The sequence below is a fragment of the Paenibacillus sp. MER TA 81-3 genome (assembly GCF_023713585.1).
Classification (GTDB): domain Bacteria; phylum Bacillota; class Bacilli; order Paenibacillales; family Paenibacillaceae; genus Paenibacillus_B; species Paenibacillus_B profundus.
On record NZ_JAMAWB010000005.1, the window covers coordinates 47476 to 70177 of the forward strand.

At 51.6% G+C, this 22702-nt stretch carries 13 protein-coding genes, 1 pseudogene and 1 other annotated feature (1 of these 15 cut by a window edge); of the genes and pseudogenes, 9 read left to right on the forward strand and 5 right to left on the reverse strand.

Translation table 11 applies throughout. The features are described 5' to 3' along the window. Window positions 1-111 (forward strand) — a binding site (T-box leader); it begins 262 nt to the left of the window's first position. Between the two features lie 80 nt (window positions 112-191). The 3 genes and pseudogenes from ilvA to M3650_RS08300 all read left to right on the forward strand — a co-directional run bounded on the left by ilvA (window position 192) and on the right by M3650_RS08300 (window position 3696). Then, window positions 192-1457, forward strand: coding sequence for a threonine ammonia-lyase IlvA (gene ilvA / locus M3650_RS08290; protein WP_019420979.1), 1266 nt, complete (start codon window positions 192-194; stop codon window positions 1455-1457). 139 nt (window positions 1458-1596) lie between these two features. Beyond that, on the forward strand, window positions 1597-3264 hold the full coding sequence (locus tag M3650_RS08295; protein ID WP_251573724.1) for a glutamine--tRNA ligase/YqeY domain fusion protein: 1668 nt from the start codon (window positions 1597-1599) through the stop codon (window positions 3262-3264). A 93-nt stretch (window positions 3265-3357) separates the two neighbouring features. After that, window positions 3358-3696, forward strand: a pseudogene (locus M3650_RS08300) (DsrE family protein). 155 nt (window positions 3697-3851) lie between these two features. On the opposite strand, the gene M3650_RS08305 reads toward M3650_RS08300, so the two are convergent. The 4 genes from M3650_RS08305 to M3650_RS08320 form a co-directional block, all read right to left on the reverse strand. Beyond that, entirely contained in the window at window positions 3852-4922 is a 1071-nt protein-coding gene (locus M3650_RS08305) for a tyrosine-protein phosphatase (RefSeq protein WP_251573725.1), read from the reverse strand. 155 nt (window positions 4923-5077) lie between these two features. Then, window positions 5078-6211 (reverse strand): Gfo/Idh/MocA family protein, encoded by a 1134-nt coding sequence (locus tag M3650_RS08310; RefSeq protein WP_251573726.1) that lies wholly within the window; start codon window positions 6209-6211, stop codon window positions 5078-5080. Window positions 6212-6326: 115 nt separating this feature from the next. Further along, window positions 6327-7202, reverse strand: a complete 876-nt coding sequence (locus M3650_RS08315; RefSeq protein ID WP_251573727.1) for a sugar phosphate isomerase/epimerase family protein — start codon at window positions 7200-7202, stop codon at window positions 6327-6329. Window positions 7203-7902: 700 nt separating this feature from the next. Then, entirely contained in the window at window positions 7903-8781 is an 879-nt protein-coding gene (locus tag M3650_RS08320; RefSeq protein WP_251573728.1) for a C40 family peptidase, read from the reverse strand. Between the two features lie 321 nt (window positions 8782-9102). On the opposite strand from M3650_RS08320, the gene M3650_RS08325 reads away from it, so the two are divergent. From M3650_RS08325 to M3650_RS08350, 6 genes are all read left to right on the forward strand, one after another. Further along, the gene (locus M3650_RS08325; protein WP_019420972.1) at window positions 9103-9519 is read left to right on the forward strand and encodes an OsmC family protein; all 417 of its coding nucleotides are present in this window, start codon (window positions 9103-9105) and stop codon (window positions 9517-9519) included. Between the two features lie 174 nt (window positions 9520-9693). Beyond that, the gene (locus M3650_RS08330) at window positions 9694-10380 is read left to right on the forward strand and encodes a response regulator transcription factor (protein WP_251573729.1); all 687 of its coding nucleotides are present in this window, start codon (window positions 9694-9696) and stop codon (window positions 10378-10380) included. Further along, a complete protein-coding gene (locus M3650_RS08335) occupies window positions 10373-11734 on the forward strand; it encodes a sensor histidine kinase (RefSeq protein WP_251573730.1) in 1362 nt (453 codons plus the stop codon). Before M3650_RS08330 ends, M3650_RS08335 begins: the two co-directional genes overlap by 8 nt. A gap of 210 nt (window positions 11735-11944) precedes the next feature. Further along, a complete protein-coding gene (locus tag M3650_RS08340) occupies window positions 11945-15046 on the forward strand; it encodes an efflux RND transporter permease subunit (protein ID WP_251573731.1) in 3102 nt (1033 codons plus the stop codon). Between the two features lie 3 nt (window positions 15047-15049). Continuing rightward, on the forward strand, window positions 15050-16312 hold the full coding sequence (locus M3650_RS08345; RefSeq protein WP_251573732.1) for an efflux RND transporter periplasmic adaptor subunit: 1263 nt from the start codon (window positions 15050-15052) through the stop codon (window positions 16310-16312). A gap of 15 nt (window positions 16313-16327) precedes the next feature. Then, window positions 16328-18253, forward strand: coding sequence for a hypothetical protein (locus tag M3650_RS08350; RefSeq protein ID WP_251573733.1), 1926 nt, complete (start codon window positions 16328-16330; stop codon window positions 18251-18253). A 1092-nt stretch (window positions 18254-19345) separates the two neighbouring features. Here M3650_RS08350 and M3650_RS08355 read toward each other — a convergent pair. Next, window positions 19346-22483, reverse strand: a complete 3138-nt coding sequence (locus tag M3650_RS08355) for an alpha-mannosidase (protein ID WP_251573734.1) — start codon at window positions 22481-22483, stop codon at window positions 19346-19348. Between the last annotated feature and the right edge of the window lie 219 nt (window positions 22484-22702).

Here is a 22702-nt window from a genome sequence, read left to right on the forward strand (position 1 = left end):
CTGAGTAGAAGAGAAGAGGCGTCTGAGAGAAGTAAGAAGTAACCTTATTCATGCAGCTCTTGTTTCTGTGGAACAAGGGTGGTACCACGAGAAGAAGCTCTCGTCCCTTATTGGGGCGAGTTTTTTTTATTTTTATAAGCAGAATATAAGACTAGACATGCAGTACCTACACCGAAAGCGAGGAAACCGATATGGAGACGACACACACGGCTCCAGCCGTTACAATGGAGCATATTGTTCGCGCACACCACGTGCTTAAGGAAGTGATTGTTCGGACCCCACTTCAACGAGACCCGATATTATCGGCAAAATACGGCTGTAACGTATATTTGAAGCGGGAGGATTTGCAAATTGTGCGATCCTTCAAAATACGCGGGGCATACAATATGATTCGCCACTTAACTGCCGAAGAACTTGAACGCGGCATCGTCTGCGCCAGCGCAGGCAACCATGCGCAAGGGGTGGCTTATTCCTGCCAGGCGTTGAAGATTCAAGGCACGATCGTCATGCCAAGCACGACACCGAGCCAGAAGGTGACGCAGGTGAAGCGCTTCGGGGGCTCTCATGTCAATGTGGTGCTCACGGGAGATACGTATGATGATGCATTCGAAGCGGCGATGAACATTTGCAAAGAGAACGACATGACCTTCATCCATCCGTTCGATGATCCCTTTATCGTAGGAGGGAACGGAACCGTAGGCATGGAGATTATGGAGTCGCTTGATGTGCCGGCTGATTACGTGTTCGTTACCATTGGCGGTGGCGGTCTGGCAGCTGGTGTTGGTACGTACATCAAGACCGTTAGCCCATCGACCCGCATCATCGGTGTGGAGCCGGAAGGGGCAGCTTCCATGACGGCGGCGCTGGCACAGAAGGAAGTGCTTACGCTGGAGACGATTGATAAATTCGTCGACGGTGCGGCTGTGAAGCGGGTCGGCCAGCTGCCTTACGAGATTTGCTCGCAGGTGCTGGATGATGTAATTCGCGTTCCCGAAGGGAAGGCTTGCACGACGATTCTTGAATTGTACAACGAAAATGCGATCGTCGTTGAGCCTGCCGGATCGCTGCCGATTGCGGCGCTCGATTTGTACCGTGACCAGATCCGCGGCAAAAATGTCGTCTGTGTCATCAGCGGCGGCAACAATGACATCGATCGGATGCAGGAAATTAAAGATCGTTCGCTTATCTATGAAGGCTTGAAGCATTACTTTACGGTCAATTTCCCGCAGCGGGCAGGCGCCTTGCGTGAGTTTCTGCAGGAGGTGCTCGGGCCGAACGACGATATTACGCGATTTGAATATAATAAGAAGCACAACATGGACAATGCCTCTGCGCTAGTAGGTATTGAGCTCAAGCATCCAGAAGACTACGAGCCGCTTGTCGAACGGCTCCGCAAGAAAGGCATTCAGTTTATTGAATTAAACAAAGATATGACGTTGTTTAATTTGCTTGTATAAGAGGTATTCAAAAAGGTCGCTTTTGATCGCGAAGCATCTGCCCGCATATGCGGGAGCAGGTGAATCAGAGTTGAACTCCCGCAACGATACGGGTATATTAATAAGCAAAGCGTTAAGGGCAAAGAAAGGTTGATCATTGGTGGAAAACCCAACTAACACATCCAACTTTATTCGTAACATCATCGTAGATGACTTGAAGGAAGGCCGTGTGGACAGCATCGTGACCCGATTTCCGCCGGAGCCGAACGGTTATCTACATATCGGACATGCAAAGTCGATCTGCTTGAACTTCGAACTCGCACGCGAGTTCAAAGGCCGCGCGCATTTGCGTTTTGATGATACGAATCCGTTGAAGGAAGATACGGAGTATGTCGAGTCGATTAAAGAGGACGTGAAATGGCTCGGCTTTGAATGGGACGGACTTTATTTCGCGTCGGATTACTTCGAGGAAATGTATAAGCGTGCGGTGCTGCTCATTAACAAGGGCAAAGCGTACGTCGATGACTTGAGCGCGGACGAGATCCGCCAGAAGCGTGGGACGTTGACGGAGCCAGGACAGAACAGCCCGCATCGTGACCGCCCGGTGGAAGAGAATCTGGATTTATTCGAACGTATGCGGGGCGGCGAATTCCAGAACGGGGAAAAGGTGCTGCGCGCCAAAATCGACATGAGCTCGCCGAATATCAACCTGCGCGATCCGGTTATTTATCGTATCGCCCATGCGACGCATCATAATACGGGCGACAAATGGTGCATCTATCCGATGTACGCATTCGCACATCCGATTGAGGACGCGATAGAAAGCATCACGCATTCGATCTGTACGTTGGAATTCGAGGACCAACGCCCGCTGTACGATTGGTTCATCGAACAGTGCGAGATGGAATCGATACCGCATCAATATGAGTTTGCCCGCCTCAATTTGACGAATACGGTGATGAGCAAGCGCAAGCTGAAGCTGTTGGTTGATGAAGGAGCGGTGGACGGCTGGGATGACCCTCGCATGCCGACCATTTCCGGGCTTCGCCGCCGTGGTTATACACCAGAGTCCATTCGTACGTTCTGTCGGGAGATCGGCGTAACGAAGGGGAGTGGCGTTATCGATTCGAAATATTTGGATCATTTCCTTCGTGAAGACCTGAAGCTGAAAGCGCCGCGGACAATGGGCATTCTGAAGCCGCTGAAGGTCGTTATTACGAACTATCCGGAAGGCCAAGTGGAATGGCTGGATGCAGAAATCAATCCGGAGAATCTGGAAATGGGTGTACGCCAAGTTCCGTTCTCCCGCGAAATCTATATCGAGCAAGATGACTTCATGGAAAATCCGCCGAACAAGTATTTCCGCTTGTTCCCTGGCAATGAAGTCCGCTTGAAGCACGCCTATTTCATTAAATGCCATGACTTCGTGAAAGACGAGAACGGCAACGTGGTTGAAATTCACTGCACGTATGATCCGGAAACGAAGAGCGGCAGCGGATTTACCGGGCGTAAAGTGAAGGGGACGATTCACTGGGTGGAAGCCTCGCACGCGCTTCCGGCTGAATTCCGTCTGTATGAGCCGCTTATCCTCGATGAAGAGAATGATGAAGATGATTCGTCATCGTTCTTGGATCGCATCAATGCGAATTCGCTCGTGAAGGAACACGGCTTCGTGGAACCAAACATGAAGGATGTGAAGGGACAGGATAAGTTCCAATTTTTCCGACATGGGTATTTCAATGTCGATCCAAAAGGCTCGAGCGAAGATCATATCGTGTTTAACTTAATTGTTTCGTTAAAGAGCTCATTTGAGCTGCCGAAGAAGTAATTGCGCCGAACCTTGACGCACGAATAGACCGGAATGAGCAGGCTGTGCGAGAGATCGGCAGAGATTGCCATACAGGCTGGGAGGTCAAGAAGCATGAACGGGAAAGTCATTTTACTGACATCGGATTCGATTGGGGCGCAGGAGAACGGTCTCGGCGCTACCATTCTGGAAACATTTTTGACGCTGCTGAAGCAGCGGGAGGAGTAACCGGCGGCCATCTTCTGCATGAACCGCGGAGTGTTGGCCCTTACGTCCCGTTCGCTGGCATCGCTGCAGTTCGCGGAATTGGCTCAAGCGGGGGTGCCGGTGCTCGCTTGCAAGACATGTGTCGATCATTACGGCATCGCAGATGAACTGGCAGCAGGCGAAATATCGAGTATGGGTGCATTTGTCGATTTGGCTTCGCAGTACGAAGTCGTCACATTGGGATAGCAGAGCAGCTGCACAGCTATATTAGTGTATACGGAAGACCGAGTTCTCTTTGAGGGCTCGGTCCTCTTCTATTTTTCGTCGCTCCATGCGAAAAAGCCCTGACCCTTACGGAAAACCTCCGTGGGGGCAAGGGCCGTAACAGGCTGGCGCTGCAGTTACTCCAGCAGCTTCAGCTTCAGCTCTTCTATATCCGTTTCGGTTAAGCCGAGGGCATCCTCCAAGTACGGGTGGACGCCGCCGTATGCTTGTTCCATTTCCTCGAACGCGGCGGTCAAGTATTCTGGACGAGCTTCCATGACGGCTTGCAGCACGTCAGGGTTCACGAGCCCGTGCCTATCCGCCATCCAGGCTTCCGTCTTCAGACGCAAGTTAAAGACATTCAAGTACCTATTCGTCAGCATATAGTCGTGCATGACCGTCTCCTTCGGGACGCCGATCGCGATGAGAATGAGTGCGGATATGAGACCGGTGCGATCTTTGCCGGCTGTACAGTGGAAGAGAAGCGGCGTGCCATCCTCGCGGAGCAGCAGCTCGAAGACGCTGCGGATGCCGGCTGTGGAATGAACGAGCGAACGGTTAAGGTTGACGAGCAGTTGCCCCTGCTCGCCCGTATTAAAGGCGGACGGCTGTCGGATGACATCCCGCGAATGGCGAATGGCAGTTGACCCTGACAACTGCACGAGCGGGACGTGATTGCTGTTCACTGCCTGCAGGGGCGGAGAAGGCATGGAGGCTACTTCGTCGCTGTCGCGGAAATCGCACAGGGCGCGCAGATGGAGTGAATCGAGATAGGACACATCGTCCACTGTCAATTCAGATAGCTCTGCGGCCCGGTACAGCCGGCCCCAGCGTACTCTTCGTCCGTCGCTGGCAGCATAGCCTCCCAGATCGCGAAAGTTGGAACCGCCTGCAAGCGGCAGCACGCGTTCACCTACGGTCAACACCGCATAGCCGCTCTGCACCACGTGAACGTAGCAACGGCGTCCGGGCGTTGGATCACCGAACTCCAGAGCTGTTCCCTCGGTGCCGGTGGTGCTGGTGATGAAGGTAGCCTGCGCCCGATCCCAGTCGGGTGAAGGGCTGTTGTACACTTCATACTCGGCACCAGGCCTGCCGCATGATAAGTGTAAGCTTAGCTTGCCTGGTGCGCTTCCGCGCGTCAGCTCGGCTTGAAGGGCTGGTGCAGTGGAGCGGGTAGACGATGTCATCGATTCGGATGTGGACATATCGCATCACCTCTATCTATGATGTTAGGTCTCCGTGCGGGCACGGGACGGAAGACAGTGTTGCTGCTTCCATCATACAACATATCAGACGCTTCGAGCGAACGAGCAGCTCTACCGTACACCCCAAGCCGTTTACAAGGGGGTGGTCGCAGCCGTTAGAGGGTAGATAAGTCAATGGCCGTGGAAATGGAGGATGCAGCAATCTCCTCCGGAGTCACCTCGCGACCGAGCGTGCTCGACATATAGATGCCTTCACTGATAAGCATGGTGTTCAGCGCCAATTCAGCTGTTGGCAGAAGCGGCACAAGTCCGTTCAACGCAGCTGCCCAGTGACCTTGCGAAGAGTCGTATGCCCATTCATCCGGGTTGAGCAAATGATTACGGCTGTCCATGGCATCGAGATCAATCGTCGCGTTCAAGTCTAAATCGGCTACTGTGCTGTGATAGGAGAATGAATGCGCTCCCTGGCTCGTGCGGTAAGGCATGCGGATACCGCCTTCGGATCCGACGATGCTGCTGCCTTCGAAGCTGCTAAGGTATATCGCCCATGCTTCGATGATATCGAGCGTCACGCCGCCTTCGAATTTGACGAAGCCAAGACCAAGCTCTTCCACGTCGAACTTGCTCTGCTCACGGCGGTCCTGGAGCATTTCCATTTCTTGATACGTCTGCCCGCTGATGCGCGCCACCTTCGGCAGGCCAAGCAGGTATAGCAGTTGGGAAATGTGGTATACGCCCATGTCATATAGCGCTCCGCCTGAAGCGGTCGCTTTCTGTGTGAAGGCCATCGAGCCGTATCCGTCGACGAATGGGCGGCCGCGGCGGCGGAAGCCTGTGGAGCGGGCGTGATACAGCTTGCCAAGCTTCCCGGCGTCGATTAATGCTTTAGCTGCTTTTGTCTCTTTGGAATAAAGCGTCCCCAATTGGATGTGAAGCATGCGGCCGGTTGCTGCGGCGGCTGCTACCATTGCTGCGCCGTCCCGATAGGAGCCGGCAATCGGCTTCTCGCAGTAGACGTGCTTGCCGGCTTCCAATGCGGCTATCGTAACTGGAGCATGGAAGTTGTTGTGCAAGCATACATCGACAGCCTCGATGTCATCTCGTTGCAGTAGCTTGCGGAAGTCGGTATACACATGGGGCACCCTGTATTGCTCGGCGACGCGCGTTGCTTCTCCTTCATTCACATCGCATACCGCGATAACGTCGACACCTCCGACATGCGCATACTCATTTGCATGGTGCTTTCCAATCTGACCGACACCAATGATGGCGATACGTCTTCGTTCCATTTATTTTCCTCCTGCTATCACTATCTCTTCTCTATCCGCTCCTCCTTAAATTCGGGTTCTTGCAACCTTTTCGATGCTGAATAGTGGTCTTTTTGAACACGCGCTATAATAACATTCAGTCTGAAATATGTTCTGAACTGCTGCTCTCGTTCCGGCACGCGGCCACATGATGACGCAGCTTGTTCAATGCGTCGCCTACTGCGTTCAATTGGTCATTGTCCGCATTGTACTCAATGGCCCAATATCCATCGTATCCGTTTTGGATCAAGCTGGATACACGCTCCACGGCGTTATCTGCCTCAATTAAGCGGTGATCGACATGGGTATGGCGGACCCAACGGCTAACTTGTCGATCTCCTTCCTTCGCTAAGAGCGCGGCATCTTCCGCTGTAGCCTTACGGTGGCCGAATGGAACGCCTGTCGCCTGCCAGCGTCCGAGATGAAGCAGAATGCCGTAATGCGGGTGGTCGACTGCTTCGGAGATGCGAACGAGAGATTCCGGGAACAATGCGAGCCCGGTATGATTTTCGGGGCCTACCCAGTAACCGCCGTCAGCGGCCCGATCAGCATATTCACGGTAACGTTCGACAATGTAGTCCAAAGCTTCGTCGCTTAGCTGACCGTCACCGTGCAGCACCGCATCCAAGCGCACCGATTTCGCCTCCAGTATTTCAGCGGCCCGTAGATAGGAGAGTGCATTCTGATGGAGCGCCTCCCGTACCTCCGGATCAGCGTCCCATAGATGTGCGCTATCTACAGCAATGTTCACCAGGGTCATTTCTCGCTCCTTCAAAGCGTCGCGGATGCGCCGCAGTTGGTCGTCGTCAGCGACTTTCCAGAGCGGGCGCGAGCTGTCAGCGAAGAAGGCGTTCCAGAAATCAATGGCGTGGAGCTGATAACGTGCATGCACCGTGTCAATATAAGAGAAAATATCCATTTTCCCTTCCACGCGCATGTTATTGAACGAAAATCCACCTATAGATAATTTCATGCTTCTCCTCCTTTGCACAGCAACGGTTTCCCTACGAGCGTAGCAGATTATGGATTCTTGAACAATCCCTTCCTAGTGCTGTAATAGTACTGTTTAAATACCAAGCTTACCCTGCTGTTGCTTCTTGCGCCGGATCCCGAACTTTTCCGCGATGTCGCTATACATAAGAGGTTGTTCAAAAGGTCTTCTTTTGATCACGAAGGATATTTGGTAAGCGTATTCAGCTCTAACAATCGTCGGAACCATTTCTCTCTAAAAGGAGGGTCCGCCAAGTCGTCCTTTTGTTCACTATCCCAACAATTCAGAAAATGAGCACAATATCGAATATAGAACCGTTTTCTAAGCTCTTATTTGAATTTATTAGCCCTTTCTTTTACTGATTAAGCCATCTTTACAACATTGCTTTTTTCCAAACCTTGTGCATCGGTCCTGATCACCAGAGTGGACAAAGAGTAAATCGAAACAGGGGTGAGAACACGAGAGATAGCTTTGAGATGCATAAACAAAATAGGGAACCCTCTATCATTCGGGTCCAACACCGATTGACCGGGCTGCGGATTTTCCTGAGAAACCAGTGACGAGGTATTTGTCCTCGCTTGAACACCACACCCAGAAACGAAAGCCCGCATACTATCGCTGCGGGCTCGGGAAGTGCTATTCCATTGTTATTTCGTTACCATTGCTCTTTGATTAAAAATAATTAAAGAACACGCTTGGCACCGACATAGGTGCGGCTTGACCAAGAGGATGACAGGCTCGACACAATAACGCGGTGAGCATTGCCTGATGAAGCATTCAAATACTGGTTGTTGCCGATGTAGATGCCAACATGCGTTATGGATTTTCCTCCGTCCGCAAAGAAGAGCAAATCTCCAGGCTGCGGGTTGCTTACGGACGTGCCGGTGGCACGATACATGTCGCGGGAAGTGCGCGGCAGGGATATTCCATGCTTGCTATATACATAATTAACATATCCGGAGCAGTCGAAGCCGCTCGGCGAAGTTCCGCCCCATACGTAGGGCACACCGACGTAACTGTGGGCCGTGTTCAGGATGCGATCCGTCAGGGCGCCTGTTTTTGGCTCAGCTGCCTTAGGCACTTCTGGGGCATGGCGCTCAATGCTTGGAATGGTCTTTAAGTATTGAGGATTCCATGTAAATTCTAAATTGTATTGCTCCATTAAAAAGCGCAGCGGGAGATATGTATTGTTTTTGTACGCCCATGGCTCGCTTCCCATATCAACGGTTTGGCCATCAATTTCGGCTTTCGGACTGTCGGTGCGGAACCGTATGGTCTTGTCGCCGTTGGAAAATTCAATCTCAACAATATCTTCATCAACAGTCGTCCAATTTATCGTATATCCCATTTGATCGGCAAAGCCGCGCAGCGGGACGTAAAGGTTCTCATCTTCATCAAGAATTGGAATAATATCAGTAAATTGTAGTGCTTCTCCGTTCACATTAATCGTCACTTGCTTTGCTTCGGCAGCATGTACCGTCGCTCCAAGAGCGCCGTCTGCCCACAGCATGCAACCGAATACTGCGCCTGCCACTAGGGCAGTGCGTAAGGCGGTTTTCACTGCATCTCCTCCTTAAATGTAAAAAATGTAATCTGATTACTAATTAATCGACAAAACTAGACTAGCATAGTTGTTAAAAAGTTGACAATAGTCTGGGAGAATCATTATTACAAAAATGTAACTATTGTTCGAACTCCCTTAGCAGTGCTGATTTTAAGCGGAATCTTTGCTAAATTAACCACAGAACTGATATTGGAAATAAGAGGGATAATGATGAAAATAGAGAAAATTGTCGAAAAAAGTACTGGGAATTCACCCGTAAACCTTACTATGTCAGTAGTTGCAAACAAACTGGCCGAGGATGAAAAGGAGACTTTGCTTATGCATGTATTTGTGAAAAGACAGAAACCGTATCAGCAAGTTGGGTGCGCCCATTCGCGCAACGTCTTAATTGAACATGGAGGCGGGGGTGAAGGTCATGAAGCTGGATTTAGTGCTTTGGAACTATGGCTGCTCGGGCTCGCTTCCAGTGTGGGAACCTCGATGGAGGACTATGCTAATGAGAAGGAATGGAATATTACCTCTCTGCAGATTGAGGTCGAAGACGAGGTGAACGAGGAGGGTTACATTATGGATTTGAAGTTCTATATTACGGCTGAAGGGCTGACTGCTGCCCAGAGAGGTGAAATGTTCGGTGCCGTCCGGCAAGAGTGCAAGCTGCTGCATACAGTGAACCCTAATGTAGAGCTCTACTTCGCTGACAGGCTGGTGAAAGACGAAATCGGGCCTGCAGATTAGGTGGATACGGTTGTTTCAATACGTAAAATTATGGATCTAACACTTGCAATATAATACAATTAGGTCAAGTTCAAGAAGGGAACTTGAACAGCCTCAAGCTGACTGCTTGGTGAACATCAGGCAAGTATATTGCATGTGGGAACGAACCATTTGTGTTGAAGGAGACCGGGGTGGATGAGGACGATATTGGTAGCGGATGATGACGATCATATTCTCGAGCTTATCGGATTGTACTTGCGTAACGAAGGGTTCCGGGTGCTTGAAGCAAGGGACGGATTGGAAGCCATTCAACTAATGGAAGTGAATCGAGTGGACTTGGTTATTTTGGACATTATGATGCCGTGTATGGATGGGTGGGAACTGTGCAGCAAGCTGCGGCGCGGCTATCCTGATTTGCCCTTGCTTATGGTGACCGCGAAGGGGGAGCCGGGGCAGAAGATCAAAGGGTTTCAGCTTGGTACTGACGATTACATAACGAAGCCGTTCGATCCGATGGAGCTCGTCATGCGAGTGAAAGCGTTGCTTCGACGTTATCGGATCGTATATTCACAAGTTGTCCAGCTTGGCCAGCTGCGGTTGGATCGCAGCAGTTATAAAGTGATTAAGCCGGAAGACGATTCATCTATGACATTGCCGTTGAAAGAGTTCGAGCTGCTATTTAAGCTCGCATGCTGTCCAGGACAAATCTTGACGCGCGAGCAGTTGATTCAAGAAATATGGGGCATGGATTTCGAAGGGGACGATCGCACGGTGGACGTGCATATTAAGCGCCTTCGAGAACGCTTTTCCGGCTATGCGGAGTCATTCAACATCGTGACCGCCCGAAGTCTTGGCTATCGCTTAGAGGTATACCATGATTAAGACGCTGTATGTCCGGGTCGTGCTCACTTTTATGCTAGCATTGATTGTAGGGGTTTTCGCTGCATTTTCTGTATCTGGGATGTTGTTTCAAAAAGAGATGGAGGAGGTTGCGTTTCAGGATTTATCGAAATTGGGACAAGATCTGGTTCGACTTCGTGCAGGTATGCCGTTGCCTCAATTTCAACAATATTTACTCTCCATGCACTCTTTAGATACGTATCAAATGCAAATCTTCGACAGTCGAGGCCAGACTTTGCTGGAGCGCGGCATCGATGGACGCCAGATGCTCCATGTTGAACCTGACAGGGTTAAACGAGTATTGACGGGCGAACAAGTACGCATAATTGCGGATAATGACGATAGTGGTCCGATTATTGGACTCCCTATCGATATTAACGGAGAACGGCAGGCGCTTTTTTTGCAGATGTCCTTCGGCGGCTCAAATGTCATCGGGCGCTTCATTATCATGGTGCTTATCGTCGTGCTGGCAGTGGGGAGCCTGTGCTTCCTCGTGGCTGCGCGTTATATCGTCCTTCCGGTGAAGAAGATGACCGTGGCTACAAGGAGAATGGCAAAGGGTGATTTTACGACTGAATTACGTATGAAGAGAAAAGATGAGATCGGAGAATTGGCGGCCAGCTTCAATTATATGGCCAAAGAGTTGAATCAGGTGGAGAAAATGAGGCAAGATTTCGTCTCGAATGTCTCGCATGAGATTCAATCACCCTTGACGTCCATATTCGGCTTCGCCAAGGCGCTTAAAAATAACGTTGTCCCCGAACAGCAGCGTGAACGGTACCTGCAAATCATTATGACGGAAAGCGAGCGCTTGTCTCGTGTAAGCGACAACTTGCTGCAGCTCGCTTCCTTGGAATCAGAGCATCATCCTGTAAATATGAGGGCCTATTCGTTAGACGAGCAGATTCGTAAAGTCATTGTTGCTTGTGAACCGCAGTGGCAAGCCAAATCATTGCAAATGGACCTGCAGTTGGAGGCAGTCACGATTATCGCGGATGAAGACATGCTAAGTCTCGTCTGGATGAATCTGATTGGCAACAGTATGAAATTCACTCCGGATAACGGGACGATCACAGTCGTGTTGTCCCGCCAGTCCAAAGGAATCGAAGTTGTCATTTCCGATACCGGCATCGGCATACCTGAAGCGGATTTGAACCGGGTGTTCGAACGGTTCTATAAGGCGGATCGGTCACGGCGGCGTGACGGGAACGGAAGCGGTCTGGGCTTGGCAATTGTGAACAAGGTTATGTCTCTGCATAACGGGACGAGTGCGCTGGCAAGCGTGAGCGGTCAAGGAACCAAGGTGACGGTGACACTGCCGTTAATAAAAGGATAATTTGCCGATAGTGTCTACTGTCTTGCTATTTATTCATCGTAATAAGGTAATATATGTTCTCCACGACCATAACCGGGTTCGCTGCGGCTATGGTTTTTTTGTTCCTTGATTTTCCTTTGTTCATGCTCCGTTCATATTTCATTGTTACGTTGTGTTCTAAGCCGGTGCATTGGAACATGGAGCCGTAAAGGAGGAGACAAGGAGGAAACTATGAACTCGTTGATTCGATTTTCAATGAAAAATGTGGCTGCGGTTCTTATTATCGTAGCGTTGCTGTTCGGGGGAGGAGTGTATGCGTCCACGGGCTTGAAGATAGATAATATGCCCGACATTTCGTTCCCGTTAGTCTTAGTGACTGCAAGCTATCCGGCGCCTCCGCAGGACGTGATGGAAGAGGTGACGAAGCCGCTTGAGAAAAAAATATCCGGCATGGAGCGCATAAAGTCAATCTCCTCGACGTCCAGCGACCAAATATCTTCGATCCTCGTGACGTTTGAGGAAGGTGTGGACCCGGAGCGGAAGAAGTCGGATATCGAGAGCTTGATTCAAGAAGTTTCACTCCCGTCTGGAATGGAACGGCCTCATGTATCTACGCTCGGAGTAGCATCCATCCCTTCCTATTATTTGGCGGCATATGCGGATGAAGGCATGACGCAGTCCGAACTGGAGCAGCATTTCGAGAAGACGATCAAGCCGGGATTTCAAGCGTTAAGGGGCTTGGATCATATGGATATTATCGGCGCGAGCAGCACAACACTCAACATCCGTTTGTCGCCGGAGAGGCTCCGTACTTACGGACTTGCGCCGGCACAAGTGTCGGAAGCGCTGCGCAGCGCCCTTGCATTCGGACCTGCGGGAACGGTGGAGATTGATGGGAACACACTCCTTGCCCGTATGGATAACGGACTCCGCAGCGTGAAGCAGCTGGAGGGAATCTCATTGCAGACTGCCCTTGGAGGGACTGTGCATCTTGCTGAACTAGGGCAGATCGCAGAGATTACCGAGTCCAAATTCATGGCCAGATTGGACGATCAACCGGCCATCGGCATCTTGTTGTATAAGGCGAGCGGATCGAATGCCGTTGAATTTTCCAATGGGGCCGACCGGCTGATGGAGCAGTGGAAGTCATCGCTCTCCGGCGTAACCTTTAAAAAGGTATACAATTACGCGGACCAGGTGAAAGAATCCATTGGCGGGCTTGTGCGCGAAGGTCTTATCGGCGCTTTGCTGGCGTCGGTTATGATTCTTGTCTTTTTGAAAAATATACGGATGACGCTAATCGTGCTCGTGTCCATTCCTCTGTCGGTGCTTATCGCTCTGCTGCTTATGAAATGGATGGATATATCGCTTAATATTATGACGCTTGGCGGCATGTTTATAGCGATTGGCCGCGTAGTCGACGACAGCATCGTCGTCATCGAAAACATTTATTCCAAGCTGCAGCGAGCCAAGGAGAGGGACGAGTCTGTTATCGCCTTGGCAACCAAGGAAGTGGCGAATGCCATCACCTCATCCACGTTGACGACGGTGGGGGTATTTGCGCCGATTGGCATGATTAGCGGCCCGGCAGGACAGTTGTTCCGTCCGTTCGCCATTACGCTCGCCTGCGCCTTGATGGCCTCGCTGCTGGTAGCCTTGACCGTTATCCCGATGCTTGCCAAGCTAATCGTGCTGAAGCAGGCTGATGTCAAGGGGCACGGGGAGCCGAAGACATCCGCTCTTACGTCTGGCTATCGCCGTATGTTGGAGTGGTCCTTGACCCATCGCCTGAAGACGCTGCTCATATCTGCGCTGCTGCTTATCGTCACGATGGTGGCAGTCGTGCCGCAGCTTTCCTTTACATTTATGCCGGAAGGCAATCCGCCGCGGCAGTTCTTCTTCACGGTGAAGCTCCCCTATGAGAGCTCCTTGAAGACGACGGATTTCATCTTGAAGGAAATGGAATCGGAGCTGCGTGCGGCCCGGGATGGGCAGAACCGCCCTCTGTTCACCTTCATTGAGACGCTGGTTGGCTATGGCGGAGATCCGAACCCACTCCCCTATATGGCACAAGTCTATACGGAAGTGAATGAAGAGGCTGACGTTGGGCAGGTGAAACGGGAGTATAAAGCGAAGCTGGCTGCGCTGCTGCCGGCTGGATCGGAATTGGATACGCGCACCTTGTCTGGCGAAGCCGGATCGGCGCCGGATTTCACCTACGTGCTATACGGAGAAGATGCTGCTCAGCTTGAGCGGGCTGCCGCCGTCATCAAGCAGGAAATGAAGCAGTTCCCTGAATTGTCCGAAATTAAGGATTCCTTGAGTGAAGCTGCATCGGAAGTTGTCATCGATGTCGATCCACGGAAAGCGAATCAATTCGGCCTTACCCCTGCCGTCGTACAGAACACGCTGCAAACGTGGTTGTTCCAAGACAAAATTGGCGAGTACCGGTATGAGGAAGGGCTGCTTCCTACTGTAGTGGAAACCGAGGGCGGGGGACGGAACGGCTTGCAGTCTGTCGGCCTTATCCAATTGAAGACACCGACTCAAGACACGATAGCGATCGCTGATATCGCGGATATCAAACAGGTGCAAGCACCTGCTTCCATTAAGCGGGACAATCAAAAACAGGTTATCAACATAACCGCGAAAATCACGGGTCAAAACAAAGGCGGCATTAGCGCGCAGGTTGCGGCCGGGCTGGATCCCGTTGAGCTGCCCGAAGGCATCAGCCGTTCTGTGTCAGGCGTAAGTGAGGACATAGGCGAGAGTTTCAGTCAGCTGTTTGTAGCGATGGCTGCAGCGGTATTTGTTGTTTATTTGATTATGGTGCTGGCATTTGGCAATGCGAGCGCGCCATTTGCCATATTGTTCTCCTTGCCGTTCGCGGCTATCGGCGGCGTGCTTGGGCTGTTTGTAACCAATGAGTCGATCAATATTACATCGCTTATCGGCTTTATGATGCTTATCGGCATCGTGGTGACGAACGCCATCGTGTATATCGACAAGGCGCAGCAGCTGCGCGAAGCGGGCTTTGATGTGCGCCCAGCCTTAGTCGAAGCAGGTCTCTCCCGTCTGCGTCCTATTATTATGACGGCGGGAGCCACGATTATGGCTTTGCTGCCGCTTGCTTTCGGATTCGGGCACGGAACGCTGATTTCAAGGGGCTTGGCGGTCGTCGTTATCGGGGGACTGACAGTTTCTACACTCTTAACGTTGATTGTCGTTCCGATTATATACGATATCATTGCACGGCTGCAGCGAGGCGGCAAGCGAACTTCCGGACAACAGGGGAACGATGTAGCGCCGCATGCCGCAGGAAAGGGGATATAATGCATGAAACAAACACAAATAGAACGCCGAATGAAAAAGGTGCTTCTGTTGGCTTTGCTTGCGGGAGCGATTGCCGTCGTTGCCGGATGCTCTCAGCCAGACCAAGCCAAGGAGCTGGGAACGGAGAGCGCGCCGCCAACGTCCATACCTGAGGTCAAGACGATGGCTGTGACTAAGCAGCCAATGGGGGCGCCAGCGGAAGTGGTAGCTGATATTATTCCAGCGGTCACGATGGACATTGTAGTGAAGGGGGGAGGCGATGTCGTCTCGGTTCTGAAGCAGCGCGGAGATCAGGTGCGCCGCGGGGAAGTAGTGGCCCAGACGGATGTGACCCGCATCGTACTGCAGAAGAAGCGGGCAGAGAGCGCTTTGCAGAGCGCTCAGAAGCTGCTTGTGACCTCTCAAGAGAGCCGGCGTACCGATATGGCTGATGTGCGCTTGTCGATTACGAAGCTGGAAGTGCAAATCGAGGAGCAGACGAAGGCGTTGAACAAGCTGAAAAACGGGTATGACGAGGGAACAGTGGAAAAAACAGCGGTTGAACAGGCAGAAATGCAGCTTAAAAACGCACGCCTTGATTTGCAAGTGCTGAAGATGAAGCTGGATACAGCGGAGCGCGTCCAGTCCGATGTGACTGCAGAGGATCAAATCGCGGCGGCACAGTATCAGTTGACGGAGGCGAACCTCGCGCTGGAAGAAGCAGATATTAAAGCGCCTACCGATGGCATATTGACGGAATGGGAAGCTCTGACAGGGATGAATGTGACGGCGGGAACGAAGCTAGGCCGCGTTGCTAACATACGTACCGTTCGCATTCAGGCGAAGCTGGCAGAAGATATGCTGGCGCACGTAAACAGCAAAAAGACGTTATCCTTTTACATTTCCGGCAACCGGAATAAGAGCTATACGGGGTCGATCACATATTTGTCTTCCGTCATGGATATGGATACGCGCACATATGCCATCGAGATGAAGGCGGATAATGCCAAGCTTGAACTGAAGCCGGGAATGAAGGTTCAGATCAGCCTGGCGGGAGAGAAAGAGCGCGAGGTTCCTGTCGTGCCGGCGAATGCAGTCGTGCGTGACCAGGGAGCGACATTCGTCTTTATATATAAAGACGGTAAGGCAGTGAAGCGTTCTGTCACTCTGGGTCCGTTGGAGGAAGCCATGTATGCGGTGACGGACGGATTGCGGGAAGGAGAGTCCATTATAGTCTCAGGTCAGCATCAACTAAAGGATAAGCAGCAGGTGCGGCTTGCGCAGTAAAGGAGATGGCGAAAAATGAATAGAAAATTGATTCAATTGACAGCTGCCGCTGTTCTACTTGGAATCAGCGTCGGCTCGACTTCGGTCTACGCGCGCCAACCTGCGGATGACGGTCGTGCAACCGTTCATGCCGCCAAGGGGGAGAAGCCTAACGTAGCCAACCCGGTCAATCAGGGGACTCAGGAAAAACCGGATTATACGGCTAATAAAGTTAAAAATGTTAACAACACTAATCCGACTATACCGGTACAGACGTCGACACCGAATGCAACGGAATATATGAAGGCCAAGTTCCGATTACAAATCGAGTTAGCCGATGTCATCAATAGCGATACGACTGAGGGGCGGCAGGTTGCCGCTGTAATTAAGCTAAAGAACGAATCCGGCAAACGGCTTCGCCTGCCTGACTATGAGCTGTTCGTGCAAATGGATAATAAGGTGGAGTACGCCATGGAGCCCAGCTCGAACAATGCGCGCGTGCTGTCACCGGGCGAAATGGCCGAATGGCGCTGGATGAGCCATGTGATGGCTGAGGAAACGGCTGCTCCTGTCCGATTTATATGGAAGGAAATCAATCGTGAGGTGTATCCGAAAAAGGAGACTGCCATCGCCATAATGAATATGCCGCAGCAGGCATGGGAGAATGACTACACGCCGATAACCGATCCTGAGTCGATTAAGGAGTGGGGCCAACCTTTTCAGTTGAGCGCATTGTCTGATACATCGATGCTTATCTATACGCCGATAAGCATCGTGAAGAGCTCAGGTAAGCCAGAACAGGCGGCAGAGCGCGGCAAAGAAAAGCTGGAGTCCATCCATGTCGTCACGTTCCGCGTGGAGAACCGGAACAGCATACGGGAAAGTGTGCCTGACTTTAAGTTGATTGCCTGGTCTAACAATGAACTGTATTACAGCAAGAAGCTTGGTAAAGTTCCCGAGTCGCTCTTGCCTGGGGAAGGTGCGACCCTCCGATTTGCGGTCGAGACAGGGCCCCGCGCGGAGCTGACCGGCTTGCAGTTGATGACGCCGGAATCGTTCCAGCCTCCGGGAGCGGCCGATGCGACGCAAGCTGTTACGTATCAAGTAGGGCGTCTCTTCATTAACATTACGAAGCAAGCGTCAGCCCAAGTGACACCGACCGACTACAAGCTGCGGGAGCCGATGAAGTTCGGAGCTGGGGTTGATTTGTTCCCCGAGGGATTGAAAGTATCGATCGAGGAAGAGACGACGCTGGAGAACAAAGAAGCGGGCTTCAAAGCGCTGCTGCTTCGCTTCAAGCTCGAGAACAAGAGCGGCTCCTCCGTTGTGCTGCCATCGTTCCACGCTGAATTGGAGAATAAAGACGGAGCCCGATTCGGCGGAGAACGGATCGGTTCCAAGACAGACAAGAAGGCGCTCATACCGAATGCTGCTGTCGTTGAATCGCATCTGTTCGTTCTGCCTGATGGGGATAAGGGACAAGAGCTGCTGCTTCATATTGTTGACAGCCGCGAAGAGAAGGAGTATCCATTCGTCGTCGATACGTTCCGTTTTAAGACGAGTCCTGATTATACAGGCGACTTGTTGTTCGACATGTACCCGTTCCGATTGAAGATCGACGATTGGGAGGGCAAGTGGATCCGGGACGGAAATTCGATGATGGAATCAACCTCATACGCATTGAAGCTGAAGCTCAATATCGATCGCGCCCAACAGGTAATGGCCGATCCGAGCTTGTCCAAAATCAGATTGGAAATGACGGATCACGGCGGCCGCGTGCTCGGAACGAAGCTGTTCTCGCTCGTCGAGGAGCCTCGTCTGGCAGAGGGTGAGCAGAACATCATCTTCGAGAATATTGACATGAGTAGTGTGAGATACCCGGTTATCGTCAATTTCTACGAAGTGCTGGATACGCCTTACGGCCCAGTGAAGCGTTTCTTGGGCAAAGTTATCCGAAATTAAATAGTTAACATGCGCTATCCCCTTGTAGGTAACAATGAGAAAACACATAGGTTAAGATGTGTTTTCAATTGTTACCTCTAGGGGAGTTTTTCTTTTTATTAACATTTTAAATGAGCTCTTCGTCTAATGGATAAGATAGCACATGATTACGGAGTGGCTAGTGGGTGAATCATGCATGAACAATGCTATTTATAAGGAGTATCCGGAAACAGAACGTAACTCTACTATAAATAACTTGAGCTAGATTGTTCTCCGCAGTCGAAGTTAGTTCCATTGGAAAATATTCAGTGAAATGTACGGTTTAAGCGTCTAAATGGCGTTCAGACTGTATTATGTCCAGTGGATTTGGCGCTTTTCAGTGATTGCTCCTCAATGGAATGGCAAAGCATTGGATAATTCCAATGAAACCTGTTGTAGAAGAGGCATAGGTGCTGTTCCATTGGACAAAATCCAATGGAAGATGAGACAAGTGGGATACGGACCTGCCTTCAGCCCCGTTTTTTCTTAATAGAGGTTGTTCAAAAAGTCCGCTTTTGATCACGAAGTCACTCAGGAAGTAACTCAGGAAGTAACTCGGCGTCGAATCTTGCATTCACTCTCGAACAGCATATGCTTTCGAAGTCTGTTTCCTGCGGAAACTTTTCAGCTGCTTATGTAGTCTCGCCTACACTGCGCTGCTCCTTACAAGTTTTGCGGAGCAAAAACTTGCTTCGGGAGCATACGCTTAGAGTTCCTGCAACCTTCTCGGTGCTGAAAACTGGCCTTTTTGAACACGTGCTTATAATGAACCAACCAAAAACTATTAATTATTTGTATTTGTTTCTCCTGTAGCGAAAAATGCCATCAATACGTTGCAGGTGGAACTGCTGATAAATAGGTGAACCCCAATAGCTAATTTACCTTATTGTGGAGGAGGTGTTTTTGATCCGTAGTAATACGATTATTTTGGTTTGTTATTTTCCGCTTTAGTTGGTTGCGCTTCGACAACGGATCACGAAGAGGGAGCGCAGAAGTCTAATACGAGTATAGAGAAGTAACGATAAACAGCAGCCTACACCGAAGTGCCGGTGCAGGCTGCTGTTTTTGTTGGATTTATGTCAACGTAACCAAGAACGTACGAATTTCATACGGCTTGAGCGTAAAGGCAAATTCGTCTTTCAGCACATCGCCCTGCGGACGCTCCATCAAGTCGCATTCCTGCCAAGACTTGATGTGCAGGTCGCTTATCACGCGAACGTTGCTGCGGGAGCCAGAGAAATCGTGTACGCGAAGTACGACCTGCTCGCTGTCTTCCGCCTTTTTCACGGCGTCAATCATGACGTTCGGCGCGTCGATGCGGAACATCGAGAATTCATCCTGCTCGCCCCGGCCTGCGGTGCAACGGAGCGGGTTGTTCAGCATCCAAGCCTCCTGAACGGTATGGCCCGCATACCAATCGCCTGTGTGCGGCAGCAGCGAGTACGTAAATGCATGGTACCCTTGGTCAGCCGTCGGGTCAGGGTGAGTCGCGCACTTGATGAGCGATAGGCGGATGACGTTGTCTTTAATGTCATAGCCGTATTTGCAATCGTTCATCAAGCTGACGCCGTAGCCGCGATCGGACAAGTCTGCCCATTGATGGCCTACGGACTCAAATCGCGCCCAATCCCAGCTCGTATTCCAATGTGTCGGCCGCTTTACGTTGCCGTACTGGATATCGTACGTCGCTTCCGTTGCACGCACATCGACTGGGAACGCCACCTTCAGCAATTGCTTCGGATTGCGCCAATCAGCCTCCGTCTTGAAGTCGATGCGGCGGTTATGCGCGTAAACGATCATATCTTGCTCGATCGTCGCCTTCATGTACGTCCAAGTGAAGCGGACGACTGCACGGAGTTCGCCGTTCTCCATCGTTTCCACAGATTCCAGCGTCGTCACCTCACGCATTTTCTCCTGATAGAACAGATCGATATCCCATGCTTCGTGAGCAAGCGGCTTATCTTCGAACACCTGCAGCACGTTGCCGCGTGCGCCTGCCGCCAGCACTTCGCGCTCTGCCTGCTTGTCGTAGATACTGGTCAGCTGGCCATTTTCGTTCCACGCAAGCGTGTAGAACGGCGTGTCCACGCCCGAAGCGCTCACCGCAAATGGCGACCCCGATACATCTGCTGCAGCTGGAGCTTCTTCCGCCTGAAAGCGGATCGTCGTGAAGCCCATGGACGGCACGTCCTTCACCTCGACTATCCAGCCGCCATCCGTGCGCTGGGCTTGCAGCGTGTCGCCCGTTGCGTCCAGCCATGCGCCAGCTGCGCCGCTTGCGGCCGTATCGATGCTCACCCAGTGGGTGGCCGTCCACGGCGAGCCGTTCCATACCGTGAACGTGCCCGCGCTACCAGCCGGAAGGAGCTTCTGCACGGACTCGTTCAGCACGCCTTCACCAAGCTGCCACGCTTCCGCATATTCCGCGGTGCTGTCCTCGTACACTTCATGTATCGAGGAGCCCGGAATGATATCGTGGAACTGGTTGCGAAGAATGATCTTCCAGCCTTCGTTCAACTCGCCGTGGCGATAACGCTCCCAGCCATAACGCAAGCTGTCGAGCGCATTCAGCCATTCAGCCTCGCGGTACATGAGCTCGAGCTTGCGATTCATCCGCTTGTTGTACGCTTGGCTCGTGTACGTTCCGCGGTGATATTCTAAGTACAGCTCGCCGTCCCACGTATGGACGTATTCGCTCGTGTTATCCACCGTCTCGTGCAGCTTGTTGAAGAACGAGCCTGCGGTTCCTGTCTCGATCTTTGGCATGCCTGGCATCTTATCCAGACGGCGCCGCATTTCGAGCATCGAGCGGTTGACACCGCCGCCGCCATCGCCATAGCCATAGGACAAGAGCAGGTCCTGGTTCAGTTCCTTGTTGCGGTAGCCGTCCCATATTCCTTTGACCGTCTTCGGAATGATATGTCCATTATACGTATAGAACCAGGAATCTGGCTGGCTCCACGGCTCTGGCGTCGTGATGAAGTGGGTCAGCACTTCGGAGCCGTCGATACCGCGCCATTTGAACGTGTCGTGCGGAATGCGGTTGTATTGGTTCCAGCTGATCTTCGTCGTCATGAACGTGCGGATGCCTGATTTGCGCAATATTTGCGGCAGGGCCCAGCTGTAGCCGAACACATCCGGCAGCCACAAATAATCGCATTCTTGGCCGAACTCGTCGCGATAGAAGCGCGTGCCCACCAGCAATTGCCGCACGAGGGATTCACCGCTCGTCAGGTTGCAATCGGCTTCAAGCCACATGCCGCCTTGCGCTTCCCAACGTCCCTCCTTCACGCGGGCTTTAATGCCTTCATACAGTTCTGGATAATCGCTCTTCACATAATCATAGAGCTGCGGCTGCGTCTGCAGGAACACATAATCCGGGAACTGCTCCATCAAGCGCAGCACCGTCGAGAAGGAGCGTGCGCATTTCTCGCGTGTATGCTTCAAGCGCCATAGCCAAGCGACGTCGATGTGCGTATGGCCGATGCATTGCACTGTTACCGGTGATGCTTTCTCGATGCGGTCAATCTGAGCATGGAGGGTATCGCGCGCTTCCGCCACTGACGCATAGAACTCGTCAGAGCCCGGCACCGCCCAATCGATCAGGCGGAATGCGTCATTGACCGCCTTTAACAGCAACGGCTTCTCTGGACGGCCTTCTTCCAATACCTGACTCGTATCGAGCGCAGCCCATGCGGTATAGAACAAATCGTCCGCAGCTTCGTCGAGCCAGCACAGCTCGGCGCGTCTAATGTCATGCTCTTGCTCCTGTGGCTGACCGCCGCCTTCCAGACCGGACCAGAGGCGGAACGTCAGATCAAGCTTGTTGCCCGAGACACGCTCTGGGAAAAATACTTCCTGGTGATTCGAATCAACACCTTGATACGGCTTGCCCTCGAAGTAGAACAGTGATTCGAAGCCGGAATTGTTGCCGCCGCCTGTCGAGCCGAAGTCAAATCGTCCGAGCACCTTGCGGCCAGACCATTCGGCTGGAACATCCAGTGACGCCTTCATCCACAGATACAAGTCGCGTCCCTTCCATTTCTCGCCGACGCGCAGCTCAGTCCATTGGCCGCCCTCGGGCAGCTCAGGCGCAATTTCTTTCCCTTCGTTGACCTGGCTGTGGAACACCGGAATGCCAATACGATCGCGGTAACGCAAGTCGTTCAATTCCTGCAAGCGAGCTTGCAGCTTGTTTTCCGTTAAGAACATAGGAAGGGCCTCCTCTTTATAATGCAATTAATTTATATTTAATATATTGATCATGATATTATAGGTGTATGGTAAAGTCTAGTGAAGGAATTGTTGTTTTACAGTAAAAATTGTGGCTCTGGCACCATTTGGTTCTCCTTCTACATGCAAACGTTTGATAAAGTAATAAGAAGGGTGTAATGTAAGCACGAATCTGCCGAAAAACGAATAGCCCGTATT

What these genes read in the sequence shown, in the direction of transcription:
- ilvA (WP_019420979.1), top strand. Translation starts at nt 192, where the DNA reads ATGGAGACGACACACACGGCTCCAGCCGTTACAATGGAGCATATTGTT.
- M3650_RS08305 (WP_251573725.1), bottom strand. Translation starts at nt 4,922, where the DNA reads ATGTCCACATCCGAATCGATGACATCGTCTACCCGCTCCACTGCACCA.
- M3650_RS08310 (WP_251573726.1), bottom strand. Translation starts at nt 6,211, where the DNA reads ATGGAACGAAGACGTATCGCCATCATTGGTGTCGGTCAGATTGGAAAG.
- M3650_RS08315 (WP_251573727.1), bottom strand. Translation starts at nt 7,202, where the DNA reads ATGAAATTATCTATAGGTGGATTTTCGTTCAATAACATGCGCGTGGAA.
- M3650_RS08325 (WP_019420972.1), top strand. Translation starts at nt 9,103, where the DNA reads ATGCATGTATTTGTGAAAAGACAGAAACCGTATCAGCAAGTTGGGTGC.
- M3650_RS08330 (WP_251573729.1), top strand. Translation starts at nt 9,694, where the DNA reads ATGAGGACGATATTGGTAGCGGATGATGACGATCATATTCTCGAGCTT.
- M3650_RS08335 (WP_251573730.1), top strand. Translation starts at nt 10,373, where the DNA reads ATGATTAAGACGCTGTATGTCCGGGTCGTGCTCACTTTTATGCTAGCA.
- M3650_RS08340 (WP_251573731.1), top strand. Translation starts at nt 11,945, where the DNA reads ATGAACTCGTTGATTCGATTTTCAATGAAAAATGTGGCTGCGGTTCTT.
- M3650_RS08345 (WP_251573732.1), top strand. Translation starts at nt 15,050, where the DNA reads ATGAAACAAACACAAATAGAACGCCGAATGAAAAAGGTGCTTCTGTTG.
- M3650_RS08350 (WP_251573733.1), top strand. Translation starts at nt 16,328, where the DNA reads ATGAATAGAAAATTGATTCAATTGACAGCTGCCGCTGTTCTACTTGGA.
- M3650_RS08355 (WP_251573734.1), bottom strand. Translation starts at nt 22,483, where the DNA reads ATGTTCTTAACGGAAAACAAGCTGCAAGCTCGCTTGCAGGAATTGAAC.